The 15,627-nt window shown below is 50.3% G+C and carries 11 protein-coding genes; 5 read left to right on the plus strand and 6 right to left on the minus strand.

Annotation, left to right across the window (positions count from 1 at the left end; all coding sequences use genetic code 11):
• Nucleotides 1-22 precede the first annotated feature (22 nt).
• Nucleotides 23-1,336, minus strand: a complete 1,314-nt coding sequence (locus UNDYM_RS05985) for an SH3 domain-containing protein (protein WP_162040234.1) — start codon at nt 1,334-1,336, stop codon at nt 23-25.
• Nucleotides 1,337-1,509: 173 nt separating this feature from the next.
• Between UNDYM_RS05985 and UNDYM_RS05990 the strand changes: the two genes are divergently transcribed.
• From UNDYM_RS05990 to UNDYM_RS06000, 3 genes are all read left to right on the plus strand, one after another.
• The gene (locus UNDYM_RS05990; RefSeq protein WP_232063746.1) at nt 1,510-2,361 is read left to right on the plus strand and encodes a polysaccharide deacetylase family protein; all 852 of its coding nucleotides are present in this window, start codon (nt 1,510-1,512) and stop codon (nt 2,359-2,361) included.
• Nucleotides 2,362-2,391: 30 nt separating this feature from the next.
• Complete coding sequence (locus tag UNDYM_RS05995; protein ID WP_162040236.1) at nt 2,392-3,393, plus strand: ParB/Srx family N-terminal domain-containing protein; 1,002 nt, start codon at nt 2,392-2,394, stop codon at nt 3,391-3,393.
• A 253-nt stretch (nt 3,394-3,646) separates the two neighbouring features.
• Nucleotides 3,647-5,476, plus strand: a complete 1,830-nt coding sequence (locus tag UNDYM_RS06000) for a sensor domain-containing diguanylate cyclase (RefSeq protein ID WP_232063747.1) — start codon at nt 3,647-3,649, stop codon at nt 5,474-5,476.
• Here the strand turns inward: UNDYM_RS06000 and UNDYM_RS06005 are convergent.
• The 5 genes from UNDYM_RS06005 to UNDYM_RS06025 all read right to left on the minus strand — a co-directional run bounded on the left by UNDYM_RS06005 (nt 5,473) and on the right by UNDYM_RS06025 (nt 10,825).
• Nucleotides 5,473-6,003: a GNAT family N-acetyltransferase gene (locus UNDYM_RS06005; protein WP_162040237.1), complete on the minus strand. Its 531-nt coding sequence runs from the start codon at nt 6,001-6,003 to the stop codon at nt 5,473-5,475. The two genes, UNDYM_RS06000 and UNDYM_RS06005, sit on opposite strands and share 4 nt — an antisense overlap.
• Nucleotides 6,004-6,098: 95 nt before the next feature.
• Nucleotides 6,099-6,605: a DinB family protein gene (locus UNDYM_RS06010; RefSeq protein WP_162040238.1), complete on the minus strand. Its 507-nt coding sequence runs from the start codon at nt 6,603-6,605 to the stop codon at nt 6,099-6,101.
• 247 nt (nt 6,606-6,852) lie between these two features.
• A complete protein-coding gene (locus UNDYM_RS06015; RefSeq protein WP_162040239.1) occupies nt 6,853-8,469 on the minus strand; it encodes a methyl-accepting chemotaxis protein in 1,617 nt (538 codons plus the stop codon).
• A gap of 480 nt (nt 8,470-8,949) precedes the next feature.
• A complete protein-coding gene (locus UNDYM_RS06020; protein ID WP_162040240.1) occupies nt 8,950-9,981 on the minus strand; it encodes a Glu/Leu/Phe/Val dehydrogenase in 1,032 nt (343 codons plus the stop codon).
• Between the two features lie 229 nt (nt 9,982-10,210).
• A complete protein-coding gene (locus UNDYM_RS06025; protein WP_162040241.1) occupies nt 10,211-10,825 on the minus strand; it encodes a hypothetical protein in 615 nt (204 codons plus the stop codon).
• A gap of 235 nt (nt 10,826-11,060) precedes the next feature.
• On the opposite strand from UNDYM_RS06025, the gene UNDYM_RS06030 reads away from it, so the two are divergent.
• The gene (locus UNDYM_RS06030; RefSeq protein WP_162040242.1) at nt 11,061-12,272 is read left to right on the plus strand and encodes an efflux RND transporter periplasmic adaptor subunit; all 1,212 of its coding nucleotides are present in this window, start codon (nt 11,061-11,063) and stop codon (nt 12,270-12,272) included.
• Nucleotides 12,273-12,274: 2 nt separating this feature from the next.
• Complete coding sequence (locus UNDYM_RS06035; protein ID WP_162040243.1) at nt 12,275-15,472, plus strand: efflux RND transporter permease subunit; 3,198 nt, start codon at nt 12,275-12,277, stop codon at nt 15,470-15,472.
• Nucleotides 15,473-15,627: the final 155 nt, after the last annotated feature.

Below are 15,627 nucleotides of genomic sequence, written 5' to 3' on the forward strand. Positions count from 1 at the left end.
GTTTTTCGCCTTTATGGTTATCTCAGCAACCGCATGGCGGGTCATCCTCATCGAAGTCGAGAAAATGCCAGCGTCCAAGCACATTGACGAAAATTAGTTTTAAATGGTACTCGCTGTTGTCACCCAATCCAACTTGAGTATTGATGCCATCCCACAAGGCAAGGTCTGGAATGCCATCACCATCAAGATCAATATACCTGGTCAGTGCGCGGATAAAATGAGGATCTGCCGGTAAGGACTTGGGTTGCAATAAAACCTGCAGCTTGACAGTTGACTTTGCCTTGGACAGATTCAGGGCCTTGTTGGAGCGGAATAAGCCCTGAATATGAGTAGCGTTTTGCGAGTCTGTTACTGGCCAGAGTATATGAGGATTGCCAACACATGGCGACGTATCTCCACCAGGTATTTCACGATAGTCTATCGTAGAGCTAGTTTGCACTAGCTCCGCTTTTTCATTCATGCCGATGGTATAGATTGGCCGATCCAGTCTCTGCGAAATTTCACCCATGTCCCAGATGCCATTTTTTGAGGGACCACTATTATTGTCACCGCCCCAGAACGGTGGTGCAGTGACAGCCAGTTTCCATGGAATGCCGAATTGGGCGCTAATTTTTTCTGGTGTAGTCTTGGGACTGGCAAGCTCGTTTGTGCTTTGAAAAAATGAAGATGGAACCTTGGTCAGCCTTATTTGGTGATATACCCACTGATGAAGTGCGCTCGAAGGCAGCATTCCTAAAGGTGATCCATCCCAATTGCTGGCGAGTTCTGCGATTTCTTTTGGCGCAACTATTCCGGCGGCTAATTTGGCACGCATTGCATTCAACTCAGGAATAGGGAAGCGCTTGATTTCAGAATTTTCTGCGCCACCGGATTCAGCATATTTTCTTTCGCTTTCACGTTGCTTTTCCGGTAACATAGTGTTTTCGAAATAACTGGCAACTGCCATCAATCTGTCATAGCCAGGTTGCAGCCAAAAAGCGCGCGCAGAAAGTGATGGATCAGTTGCGCCATTTGCCAATTTCTTTGAAGATAGCTCGGCCAATGTGACTGGTTTAGTACTGAGAAATTTGCAGGCAATAAACCCGTGTTGATTATTTTCCCAGCTAATTTCGCAAAAATCATCACGCGCCGCAAGCAATCTGACTTCGGTATTGATAATCAGTGTCGCACTCACCGGCGCGTCTTTTTTTGCTGCGGTTCTGATATTGACATATGAACCGCTGACCCATTGCCTCGCTGGCGCAGATACGGATGCCAATGCAGGTTCGGCACTTACTGCTGCTGACAGACAGAGGCAGGTGATCAAAAAAGAAAACCGCTGAATTGAATTGCTCATTATCCGCATTTGATGGTCGATCGAAATGTGAAAAGACATATAAAATCAGAGAACACACAAAACTTGTTACAAGTCACTTTATAAAATACATGCACAAATTTCTAAAAATATGTTTTGCACTCTCGCTTAATTTTACCTTTTTTGGGTTCCTTAATATAGCGCATGCGCAAACAGTGGCTATCACTATCGACGATGGCCCCAATCTGGAACAGACGCCCAGGCTGAGCCCTGAGCAGCGCAATCTGGCCATGCTCAAGGCGCTGTCCAGACATGGTGTCACTGCTGCCCTGTTTGTCACTGCCAATTATGCAGCCACTCAGCCTGCCGGTTATGCGCTGGCCAAAGCCTGGGGCGATGCGGGGCATGCTGTCGGCAACCACAGCATGAGTCATCCTGACCTGCATAGCGACAAAGTTAGTCTTGCACAATATCAAAAGGAAATCCTTGATTGCGATGCCATCATCAGTACTTTGCCCGGCTACCAGAAATGGTATCGCTATACTTATCTGCGCGAAGGTAATACGCCAGAAAAGCGCGATGGCATGCGCAGCTTTTTGAAACAGCATAACTACCGTAATGCCTATGTCAGCCTGGATACCAGCGACTGGCGCCTGAATGAGAAACTGGTAGAAGTGCTGGGCAAAAATCCCCAGGCAGATGTGAGCGCCATCAAGCGCGCTTACCTGGCTCATATACGCCAGCGCGCCGAAGCTTATCGCGCCTTGTCGTGGCAATTGCAGGGGCGCGATATTCCACAAGTCCTGCTCATGCATCACAATCTGATCAATGCCCTGTGGCTTGATGATGTGTTGGCCCAGTTCAAGGATATGGGCTGGAAGTTCACGACTCCGGCTGCGGCATTCAGTGATCCAGTCTATCAACTGGTACCGGATCGTCTGGCATCAGGACAAAGCCTGTTGTTGTCCATGGGCAGAATACTGGGTTTGGGCAAGTTTCCTGGCGGAGAGCGTTTGGTCGATGATGGTGATTTTGAGATTGAGGAATTGAAGCGACAGGGTTTGTAATCGGATTTTCCTGTAATTGAGAATTGCAATATGGCGATCAACATTCATTATCAAGACGATACCGGCGACTATGAGAGAGAGTATGGGCAGTGGAAAGGGCTATTGCTATCGATCAGTAATGCGCCCAGGCCGACATTGCGTTTGCGTACTGCATTCGACAGACGGATGCGTTTGGATGCGGGAGATTTGAGTCTTCTGTGGGCAGAAATACTTGATGGTTATCACGGCGTCACTATCTATCGCAATTTGCCGCAACATCAAAACTGGCTCCCTTCAATTAGCTCAACTGAGGTTCAGCGTATCAACGAATTTACTCCTGATCAGCAATTGAAGTTATGGTTTAGATATTTTGTTCGGGTCCTTCGTACTGCTGATATTAACTGTATGTCCAACGGTTTATGGTCGCTGGAATATTGCGACGGTACCCAAATTTATCATCCACATTGGTGTGGTAGCTATCGCTTGCGCGGCTGGCAGCGCGATGGCGATGATATGCAGTTGTTGCATGCGCCTACAGTTTATCTGGATTGGAACTTGAATGGTAACGGGCAGGTGTTGAATTTGTTTGCCCCGCAACACAAGGATAGTGGGCGCGTCAAGTGGTGGCGAAAATTGGTTCGTAATGGACAATTGCCACCAATACTCGTCTGGTACATTCACGGCCTAAATGCTTATCTGGTATTGGACGGGCACGACCGGTTGCAAGCTAGCTTGTTGGAAGATGTGCGGCCTACTTTTGCGGTGCTTAGTTCTTTTTATGAAATCGCCGTGCAAGGTGATCCCAGACGGGAGAACGCCATATTGCAGCAAGTAAATATGGTTAGTGAGCGAGTTGCTCAAGGCTTGCATATCAATCCAAGTGTATTGAATGACATGCAACAATTGCTGGCACAGGCGTTTGATCGTAGACCAATGCGTCGCTTCATTACCCGCAGTTCGGCAACTTTGAATCCGCAAACATGGGACGATGAGGTTGCCGCCTTCATGCGCCAAAAAGCTGCAACTGGCTGTATTCATTTACGCGGCCTTTGATGAACACCGTAAATTCTTTCAAGCAATTTACTGTTGTATTAATCTCAGCAAAATAGTGCAACACCACATTGTATTCAATATTTGTATTAAAAATTGTTGCTCGCCATCACGCCTCCTCTCTTTGGTATATGATCAAATAGGATATTACCGATCTCTGCTGGTAATGACCTGCACTTAGCCCGATATGTCATGCCGGTATAGCGGGCCTGCTAAATACGTGCAAGCACACTCTGATCAGGAATGCCGGGTAAATATGAGTCTGGATAATTTGCACAAGAGCAATGAAGACGGTCAGCACATGCTCGACCTGTATCGTCTATGCATGAATGATATTGCGCGCAATACTGAGCTGACGGATAGTTTGCTTCGCATAGTCAGCAGCCTGGATGCCCATTATTCCGGTTTGCTGTCTGCTATCGCGGTGCGTGGTATTGAGGCTGATTTGCTGCTTGCTTCAAATGTGCACCAGGCCTGCCTTGATGACATGCGCAATATGTATGCCGTGGTCGAAGATGCATATCCACAAGGCGCAATTCCTGAACATGGCAAGCATGTCAGTCGATTACAGGTGCTCGCACAAGACCACGGCCTTTGGCTGTTAGCTGAGATACCTATTTCCAATGATGAACACAGGCAGTCAGGTGGCTTGTATTTCTTTGCAAAGAATGGGGCAATTGAAGAAAAGCCCAATCAGCAAGCCTTGCAAGAGCTTGCCAGCCTGATCGCTAATCTCATACAACACAAGCGCACGCAGCAAAAAGCCCGGCAGGCAAAATCGCTGGCTGAACAAAGCCAGACCAATATGCTGCGTATGGCACTGGCGATAGAGGGCAGTGGCACCGGCATCTGGGACAGGGATGTGCCTGGTGGGCGAATACATTATTCGCCAGGCTGGAAAGCCATACTCGGTTATGCCGATGCGGAAATCACCGGGCGCATAGAAGACAGTTATGCGCGCTTGCATCCTGATGACCGTTCCTATGTACAGGCGACCATACAGGCGCATTTTGACGGACTCACTGAACAATATGCCGTCGAGCACAGGGTGCGTTGCAAGGATGGCAGTTATAAATGGATATCCAGCCGTGGCAAGGTAGTCAGTCGTGCAGAAGATGGCAGCCCCTTGCGCATGATAGGGACCACGACAGACATCACGGCCATGCGTATTTTGTCACAACGTCTGCAAGAGAGCGCTGACCTGGTGACCTGCCTGACCAATGAAGTGCCTGGCCTGGCCTATCAATATCGCATGGATAGCGACGGCGCAGAGCGCTTCACCTATCTCAGCGAAGGTGTGCGTGATATCTATGAATTAATCCCTGCACAAATGCCAGAAGCCATACAACTGGTGCACGCGCGTATTCATGCAGATGATTTCCCCGCTTACCGTAATGCCCTTCTGAAATCAGCCAGCAGGCTGGAGCACCTGCATCTGGAATACCGCGTTAACCTGCCACAGCAAGGCATGCGCTGGCGTCAGATGGATGCCAGGCCGCGCCGCCTGCCTGATGGCGCTACGCTTTGGCATGGTTTCATCAACGATGTCACAGAACACAAACGCATAGAACAAGAGTTGCAGGAACTGGCAACCATAGATTTTTTAACGCAAATTCCTAACCGGCGCAGCTTCATGTCCCGTATGGAAGAAGAACTGGCGCGCATACAGCGCGGTGCCAGCAAAGCCGCGGCGGTGCTGATGTGTGACCTGGATAATTTCAAACTCATCAATGATACCTATGGACATGCAGTAGGTGACCTGGTGCTCAGGCATTTTGCCCATATCCTGCATGATGAATTGCGCAAGAGTGATTATGCGGGCCGGGTAGGTGGTGAAGAATTTGCCGTCGTGCTGGCGGGCACAGGTATTGCCGATGCCACCATCTTTGCAGAGCGTGTACAAAAACAATTGCTGGACACCCCAGTCAATGCGCATACCCAACTCATCCCGGTGACGGTCAGCATAGGTATTTCCCTCATGCAGGCCAGCGATATTGATGCCGATGTCTCGCTCTCATCGAGTGACATGGCCTTGTACCGCGCGAAGGAAGCTGGCCGTAACCGCATTATTGTTGCGGCAGATTAGACCTTATTTGCTGTTTGCCAGCCTGCCTTGTCCATGGAATAGACGGCAGTGTCCATGTCATACCAGCGTTCTATGCCACGATATTGCATGCCCAGCTTTTTCATGACGTGGGCTGATCCATGATTGTCCTGGTGACAGACCGCGCACAGTGACTCAGCCTTGAGCTTGTCAAAGGCGAATGCCGCCATGGCGCGTGCAGCCTCCGATGCATAGCCCTGGTTCCAGCTTTCCTTACGCAGACGCCAGCCAGTTTCCAAAGGATTGGCCGGGTCGCGGCCCAGATACTGTATACAGCCAGCACCGATGACTTCATTGCTGGCTATCTCTATGAAACTCCACCAGGAAAAACCATAATCTATCCAGCGTGCCTTGACGCGCTCTATCATTGCCAGTGTATCCTCGGGCGTATCTGGTTTGCCGGTGATGTATTGCATGACTTCAGGCTGGCTGTTCATGCGGAACAAACCTTCAAAATGGCTGTCGGTCATTGGTTCCAGGCGCAGGCGTGCAGTGGTAAGTATGGTCATGATCTTCAGGGTCACTATAGACATTGATGAGTGTAAGCTTGAAAGCAATACGTTTCAAGCACGCACTCAATTGACCCGGGATTCACATAAAAGTTTCAAGCCCTTAACACGTCCCTGACAAACACAGTCAAATCAGTCGATTGCGGCATGACCTTGGCCTGGTACATCATATCGCCTACAAAACCGCGATGATAGGTAGCATGATTGACGACGTGCAGCAGCATTTCCTGGCAGCTCATGACACCCTCACCACCACCGATGAAATTAAAATGGATGACGCGCTCCAGATCATCCTCATTCAAGTCTTTGGTGAAGTTCCTGTACCACTCATTCATCTGCTTTGATGCATTCCACAGTTCATGAAATGGCGGTGTCGTCGCGGTATTACGGTCCTGATAGTCATGCGACTGACCCAGTAAATGGGCGCGGAAGACATCGTCTATCACATACACGTGGTTCAGTGTATGCAGCATATTGCCAAAGCGTGTCAGGCGTGGGCGCAGTATCTCTTCTTCTGGCAAGACACTCAGCATGGAAAAAAATTTATCATCTGCCCATGCTTTGTAATGGGTCAGCATACGGATATTTGACAGCATAGTCATCGTCTTGCTCCAGTGTTTGAAATAATAGTACCAGGCTTCTTTTCTTTGCTGCACGTGAAGTAGTGCATGGAAATGCAAGCCTGACCATAGTTACCATCAAAACTAGAGTAAGGTTTTTAGAGAATTGAAAATAGATACAGATCAATACAATTGAGACGGATACAATCGACTGTTCATGAAGTAGCGCTTGAGAGCATGACTGAAAAATTCAAAAAGGAATTTTGACAGACACAAGATTTTATCGGCGCTATGAAATGGCGAGTAAGGTCCCGGGGCGCATGTTGTTGTTTTTGGTTCGTAACTGGGGAGGCATGTTCTCTTGGCTCGCCATGATCTTGAATACGCTTACTACGCGCGCCAGATTCGTAGCCTGTTCCTGCATGCTTTCTGATGCAGCTGCGGCTTCTTCCACCAAAGCGGCATTTTGCTGAGTTACATCATCCATTTGGATGATTGCTTTGTTGATTTGCTCAATCCCCGATGTTTGCTCATCGCTGGCTGAAGTGATTTCACTGATGATGTCAGTTACATGTTTGACACTGGCAACAACCTCATTCATGGTCACTCCCGCCTGGCTGACGAGCCTGGCGCCGACTTCGACTTGTTCCACCGAGTTACCGATCAGGGACTTAATTTCCTTGGCAGCGGCTGCCGAACGTTGCGCCAAGTTACGTACCTCAGCAGCGACTACGGCGAACCCGCGGCCCTGTTCGCCTGCACGTGCGGCTTCAACTGCTGCATTGAGTGCCAGGATGTTGGTTTGAAAAGCGATACCATCAATTACACCAATAATGTCGACTATCTTTTTTGAAGATTCATTGATGGATCCCATCGTGTCAACGACTTGTGAGACCACTAATCCTCCTTTGATAGCAACTTCCGACGCGGATCTGGCCAACTGATTCGCCTGGCGTGCATTGTCAGAATTTTGTTTAACCGTTGATGTCAGCTCTTCCATTGAAGACGCGGTTTCTTCAAGTGAACTGGCTTGTTCTTCTGTTCGCGAAGACAGATCCTGATTTCCAATGGCAATTTGCCCAGATGCCGTAACGAGCACATCCGTGCCGTTGCGTACTTCACGGACAATCTTGTTCAGGCTGCTGTTCATGTCCTTCAATGCCAGCATCAATTGACCAGTTTCATTGCTTGAGTTGGACTGGATGTTAGCTGTAAGATCACCGTCTGCTACTTGCCTTGCCAAACTGACAGCTTCATTCATCGGTTTTGTGATGCCACGTGTGATGGAATGGGCTATCACAAGAGACAGCACCAAAGCGACGAGAGTAATCCCAAACATCAGTTGCTGTGCATTTCTGAATTCAGCTTTACTGAATTTTGCTTCCTCTGCCATTTTTCCGGCCTGGAGATCTATCATTTCAGTTAAGAGTTTGATGTAGGTTTGCTCCGTTTGTCGCACTACTTGGGAGAGAAATATCTTCGCCTCATCCTGTTTTCCTGCTTCCAGCATTGTCAGCAATTCTTTTTGCGCCGCAAGGTCCTTGCTGCGGGCGTCGGTAATAGCATTAAAGATTTCACGTGCCTTGGGTACGTTGATGATTTTGTCGAAGGCATCTAACAATTCCTTGTTTTTTGCCCGTATTGCATTCATGGTTTCGATAGCGCTTTTCACCCCCTCTCCATTAATAGCTATGATGGCATTACGCATTTGTTGATGTATTAGTGATACGTTATATTTTACTTCTGTAGCCAGTGTAATCTTCTTGTAACGATCTTCCAGCATATTGTCCATCCGTTGCTCAGCTTGACGCATGCGCGAAACGGATAGCAGTACTAAGACCACCAATAGCATGATGACAAAACCAAATCCTGACCAGAGCCGGGTAGCGATTTTCAGATTCTTCATTTTCATTTCCTTTTTAGCCGAAAACAAAAGTCATGCCGAAAGTGTGTTTGCCAAAAACGTTACCTTTTCAGCTACCAGCTTTCATATCAAGGTTAAACAGCATTGTTCGGGTTGAAATATGGAAAAACATTTGGCATTGCGGGATCTGCAATAGACGCAAATCAAAAATAGGGTCCCTGATTTACTGCAAGAGTAAAAACATGCTTTACAGATGTGACATTGGCGAGAACCACTCATGCCCTCACATGGAATTGATCAATGAAAGAATTCTCTTTGGCTTTCTCGTGATTTCATTAATAGCGAATAGAGTAAATTATTTCAAGGATGAAATAGTCACATTTGTTGTCTTAACGCGGCATTTGATGTGTCAGGGAAGCCTTGGTGTGAAAAAGACCCTGTCTAAATGAAAAAAACCGCTCAGACAAAGTGTCCGGCGGTTTTTTCTTTCAAGGTATAGCCAAAAATTTTTAACTTTAAAAGTTATTTCCTGAATTTTGCTTCGGCAATACGGTCAGCAATAACACTGGTCGGCAAGCCTTCTGCGTCAGCACGGGCAAATACTTCTGCCAGGGTTTCCCCGATACGGCGTACATGGGCGACCATGCCGTCTTCTGGGGTGTTCAGGTATTCGTAGCAAACCTTGATGATGCCACCGGCATTGATGACAAAGTCAGGCGCATACAAGATACCTTTTTGACGGCAGAGTTCGCCCATCTCTGGTGTTGCCAGCTGGTTGTTGGCGCCACCTGCAACGATCTTCGCTTTCAGGCGTGACAGGGTGTCCGGGTTCAGGGTTGCACCCAGGGCGCATGGTGCATAGATATCGGCTTGCACATCATAGATGGCGTCGATGGCGACGACTTCCGCACCCAGTTCTTCTTGCGCGCGTTTCAGTGCACCCTGGTCGATGTCGGTAACGATGAGTTTGGCACCGGCTTCTTTCAACTGGCGCGCATAGTCATAACCGACATGACCCAGGCCTTGCAGGGCCACGGTCAGGCCATCAAAGCTGTCACGCTTTAAATGGTGTTTGACTGCAGCCTGGGCACCAACGAAGCAGCCCAGTGCGGTGTAAGGGGATGGGTCGCCACGGTCACCCAGACCGGCAACGTATTTGGTTTTGCTCGCAACATTGGCCATGTCAGCCGGGCTGGTGCCTACGTCTTCTGCTGTGACATAACGGCCACCCAGGCGCTCCAGGGCTTCACCCAGGGCTTCAAACAGGGCAGGAGTCTTGTCAGTTTTCGGGTTGCCGATGATGACGCTCTTGCCGCCGCCTATAGGCAGGCCAGCAACGGCGTTCTTGTAGGTCATGCCGCGCGACAGGCGCAATACGTCACGTACGGCTTCGGCTTCATCTGCATAATTCCACATGCGGCAGCCACCCATGGCCGGGCCAAGATTGGTGTTGTGGACTGCGATGATGGCTTTCAAGCCGGATTTGGCTTCGGATGCGAACACGACTTGTTCGTGGTCGTCGAAATTGATTTCATTAAATACAAAAGCGGTCATGCTTATGGCTCCGCGCGGATCAACCAGACGAGCTGCCAGATCAGGCAGATGCACTGGTGCCGCAAAAAAAGTTAGTTAAATAGTGGTGTTGTCATGCAAATAAAACTGTCTTTGATCACGGGTTGGTGCAATCAAAAACGCAGGGCGGTGATTGTGTCACGCGTGCGAAGTATAGGGGAATAGGGTGTGAAACTCAATCTTGCCAGCCAGCTACAAGCAGGGTCTTTATTCATGCTGCAACGCTGATTTGCGTCAGATCAAGCAACTCTTTCATAAAACGTTCCTGGGTTTTCAGGCAAAAACCAGCGGAATAGGGATTCATGAAGCCATGTTTGCTGCCCTTGACCAGTTCTGCATCCTGATTCCGCCGTCGCAAGTCGGCTACCAGCTCTGCCGGTTCAAAGGCTGCTTCCTGCTCGGCAAAAATCAGGCGCATTGGGCAAACAGGTTTTACCTCGCGATGATCGCGTATGCGCGAGCCATAAAACAGCACGGCTTGCTGCAGGCCAGCCATGGCCGGCATGGCGCTATTGAGCCAGAGTGCACTGGCTCCGGCGCTAAAGCCTATCGCATAACGCAGGCTGGATTGATGCTCTTCTATGATACGGGCCAGGTTTTCGGCATAGGCAGCAACGCCGCCTTCGGCAATAAATGCGTGATAAGCCAGTGTTTCTGCCGGGTATTGTGTTTTCTCGCCACTAAAAGGCGAAACGGTCAGGCAGGGCAGGGGAAATTGCCGGGCAAAACTGGCAACCGCTGGCGTATTGCCAAAAACATCAGTAACAATCAGTAAGACGGGCGGTGAAGCTGGTGCAGGCGCTTGAACAGAAACAATAACAGACACAATGAGAGCTTGATAGATACGCAGGAGGCGGGAGCCTACCGGACTTGTGATCGAAATGCAAGAAATTCACCCATAAGTAAGCGACAAAGGGGGAGTGTTGCTAGCTGGTAATGTCGCTGGAAATGCATGATTGACACTTGCCTGCATGCTCATAGATACTTGGCAAGAGTTGGAACTTTTTGTTACAAATCAGCTTCTTAGCGAAACATTTATTATAAATATACGGAGAACCACCATGTTGCGACCCAGTCTGATTTTTCTTACCCTTGCCCTGGCATTGACGGCATGCAGCAAGGGAGGAAAAGATGGCAAGGACTCGGATCAGGCCAAGGCCAGTGCAGGTACTAGCCCGGCAAGCGCAAAGCCTGCCAGCGCCAAGATACCAGACAGTCCCTTGCTGGTTACTGAAGAAGACTTGCAAACCATACAAAATAGTGCGCTCTCATCCGGGCCCGTGATTACCGGCTCGATACAGCCAGAACGCAAGGCAGACCTGCGCTCGGAATTATCTACAGTCGTTTTACAGGTGCTGAAAGAAAATGGCGAGACTGTAAAGCGTGGTGACTTGCTGGTGCGTCTTGATGATACTTCGATACGCGACAGCCTTAATTCAGCTGAAGAAGCCGCCAGGGCCTCGGCGCAGACACTGGAGCAGGCTGAGCGCCAGTTTCAGCGCCTGAAGACCTTGCGTGCCTCCGGCATGACCTCGACCCAGCAACTGGAAGATGCAGAAATACGCCGTAACAATGCCCAGAGTGACCTGGTAGCCGCCAAGGCGCGTGCAGTGCAGGCGCGCCAGCAAATGCAGCGTACGGAAGTGCGCGCACCCTTTGATGGTGTTGTCAGCGAGCGTAAGGTCTCGGCAGGTGATACCGCCCAGATAGGCAAGGAACTGGTCAAGGTCATCGACCCGACCAGCATGCGCTTTGAAGGCTTGCTGTCTGCCGACAAGGTCAACAATGTCAAGATAGGTCAGGCGGTCAGTTTTCGCGTCAATGGTTATGGCGACCAGCAGTTTGCAGGCAAGGTCAAACGTGTTGATATGGCAGCCAACGCCACCACCAGGCAGGTCGAAGTGCTGGTCGCTTTTGCTGATGCGACCCCTCCCAAGGTGTCCGGCCTGTATGCAGAAGGCCGCATAGAGACGGGTTCTACCCAGACCCTGATGATCAAGAGCACAGCCCTGCTGCGCGACGGTGACAAGGCTTATGCCTGGCGTGTCAAGGATGGCATGGTCAAAAAAATCAGCATCGTGATAGGCGAGCGTGACCCGCGCCGTGGTGATTTTGAAGTGCGCAGTGGTCTGGTGGATGGCGACAAGGTCATACGCAATCCGGTTTCGACTCTGGTAGATGGCCAGAAGGTGAAAATGGTTGCTACCGCCGGGGCTGATCTGACTGCAGCAGCTTCCACACCAGCTGCGACTGCCAATCCACAAGGGAAATAATCATGTTCCTTTCTGATTTTAGTATTAAACGCCCGATTGCGATGATAGTGATTATCATCGCCCTCATGTGCATAGGTTTGCTGGCGCTGAAGAAACTCAAGGTCAACCAGATACCCGATGTGGAAGAACCGGTACTGGTGGTCAGCATCCCCTATCCTGGTGCATCACCCGAAACGGTGGAGCGCGAGATTATCAACCGTCTCGAAAAATCACTGCAAAGCATTACTGGCGTGTATCAGGTGCGTTCGACAGCGTTTGAAGGCCGGGCGCAAGTCGTTATTGTTTTTAACTTCAATAAAAACCTGATTGAAGCCTCGGACGAGGTACGCAATGCGATTGCATCTGTGCGCTATAAATTGCCGACAGAAATGCGCGAACCGATATTGGAGCGCAGTGATCCGTCGGCGCAGCCCATCATGCAGATGGCACTGTCGTCCAGCACACTCAGTCATGCCGAGATTTCACGGTTGGCGGAGGATGAGTTGTCGGATAAATTCCGCGGCATCGATGGCGTTGCCACCGTCAGTGTGAATGGCTCATTGCGGCGTGAATTGACCGTGCTGCTGCACGCACAAAAACTGCGTGAATACAATGTCTCGGTCGGTGAAGTGGTGACAGCCTTGCGCAATCAGAATACCACGGCACCAGTAGGTAAGGTGCGCGGCAAGCTGGAGGAGCAGAGCATACGCCTGATAGGCCGCATAGAGTCACCGGCAGAATTTCAGAATATCGTTATCAAGCGTCGTGGTACTGACCTGGTCAGGCTCGCGCAAGTGGCCGAGATTGCTGACAGCTTTGCCGAGATAGGTGGTTTCAGTGTGCGCAATGGCAACCCCAATGTCGGTATCTCGGTCACCCGTTCGCGCGATGCCAGTACTGTCACCGTTGCCAATAAAGTGCGCGACCTGATAGAAGAGATCAACAAGACCCTGCCCAAAGGCAGCAAGCTGGAGGTCACGCAAGACGGCGGCAAGGATGCGCAATCAAGCCTGAACAACGTCATCGAATCCCTGATGTTTGGTGCGGTGTTGACGATTTTTGTGGTGTATGTCTTCCTCAATTCATGGCGTTCTACCCTGATCACGGCCATGAGTCTGCCGACTTCGGTGATTGCCGCTTTCATCGCGGTGTGGTTGTGCGGCTTTACCCTGAACTTCATGACCCTGCTGGGCCTGTCACTGGCAATCGGTGTATTGATTGATGATGCGATTGTGGTGCGGGAAAACATCGTGCGTCACATGGAAATGGGGTCAGACCGCCGCACTGCTGCCAGCAATGGTACCAAGGAGATAGGCCTGGCCGTCGCTGCCACCACCTTCTCCATCATTGCCGTGTTTATCCCCGTGGCTTTCATGCCCGGTGTTTCTGGTGAATGGTTCAGGCCATTTGCGCTGACGGTTGCCAGTTCCGTGCTGGTCAGTTTGTTTATTTCATTTACGCTTGACCCTATGTTGTCGGCTTATTGGGGTGACCCGGTTGGCCATCACCTTGAACCCAAGCGTGGTATCAGTAAACTGCTTGCCAGTTTCAATGCCTGGTTTGATCACCAGGCTGATCGTTACGGCAATGTCATAGCCTGGGCCTTGCATCACCGCATCTGGATGGCCCTGATTGCGGCGCTGAGTTTTGCCGGTGCCATCGCCTTGCATGCGACCAAAGGTGGTACCAGTTTCCTGCCTGTGTCTGACAATGGTACCCTGGTCATTGATGTGCGTACTCCTTCCAGTGCCAGTCTTGATTATGGCCGCATGAAGGTGGAAAAAGCCGCCGAGCTTGCCCGTACCATCAAAGAAACCAAGGCCACCAACAGCGTGATCAATGCCGGTGGCGGACGGGTATATGTCGATATCGGCAAGAGTACCGAGCGCAAGCGCTCGGCTACTGAAGTCGGCATAGAATTGCGCAAACTGGTGGCTACGATTATTGGTGCAGAATATGTGGTGCAGGATGATCTCAGCAATGGTGCCAGAAAACCGGTGCAGATCAGGTTCTCTGGCCCTGACTCCAGAAAACTGACCGAGATTGCCACTGACTTCATGGGGCAGCTCAGCAAAGTTCCTGGCGCGGTGGATGTAGGTTTGTCTGAGCAAGACCCCAAGGATGAATTGCAGATAGAGCTTGACCGTGGCCTGGCAAATTCCCTCGGTATTTCGGTCAATGATGCGGCCCAGGCATTGCGCGTGGCTTTTGCCGGCGTTGAGATTGGTGACTGGGTCGATCCTACTGGTGAAGCGCGTGACGTGGCTGTGCGCCTGCACCCTGACGACAGGATCAGCGCAGAAAACATAGAACGCCTGCCGATTGCCGTAGCTGGTAGTGACAAGATGGTGCCACTGGAGCAGATTGCCAAGATCACCATGGGCAAGGGCCCCGCCAAGATCCAGCATACCGATGGCAAACGCATGATAGAAGTGTCTGCCAATGCACAGGGCAAGTCTTCTGGCGAAGTCACAACCGAGGCCCTGAAGATCGCCAGGGCCATGAACTTCCCGACTGGTTTTGGTATAGAACTGGGTGGAGCTGCACGTTCGCAAAAAGAATTGTTTACTGAAATGACCATCGCGCTGGTATCCGGCATAGGCCTGATGTACCTGATTCTGGTCATGCAGTTCGGCTCATTCACAGCACCTATTGCCGTCATGCTGTCCCTGCCTTTGAGCCTGATAGGGGTGGTAGTTGCCTTGCTGCTGACCAAGGGTACGCTGAACCTCATGAGCTTTATTGGCATCATCATGCTCATGGGTCTGGTCGCCAAGAACGCGATTCTCTTGCTTGATTGCGCGAGGAAGCGGGAAGAAGAAGGTTATGACCGTGAAGAGTCGCTCATGTATGCTGGCCGCAAGCGCTTGCGTCCTATCCTGATGACGACCTTTGCGCTGATTGCCGGTATGTTGCCAGTAGCGATAGGCCTGGGTGAGGGCGGTGAGTTTTACCGTCCGCTGGCGATTGCCATCATAGGTGGGACGATTACTTCCACCTTCCTGACCTTGCTGGTCGTACCGACTTTCTATGACAGCATAGAAATCAGCCATGACCGCATGATCGCCAAGTTCCGCCGCCGTGAATCGCGCTGGAACAGCTTCTTTGCGTTCATCGCGACTTTTATTGAAGTCTTGCTGACTTTGGTCATGCTGCGCTTTATCTACCGCCTGCCATTCAAACTGTGGCGCAAGATCAGCGGCAAACCTGCCGTAGCCTGATGAGATGAATGCCCACTTCACAGTGGGCATTTTCTTTTTTACAGCATGAAATATGGCTTAATTAAAAAAATTATTTTGCCTGATTTTTACTCATAACCATATCGTCATCAACCCATAAGTTTTTTATTTTTGCGGTGCACAAAGCCTTTATTCAT

It is taken from the genome of Undibacterium sp. YM2, assembly GCF_009937975.1.
Taxonomy (GTDB): domain Bacteria; phylum Pseudomonadota; class Gammaproteobacteria; order Burkholderiales; family Burkholderiaceae_D; genus Undibacterium.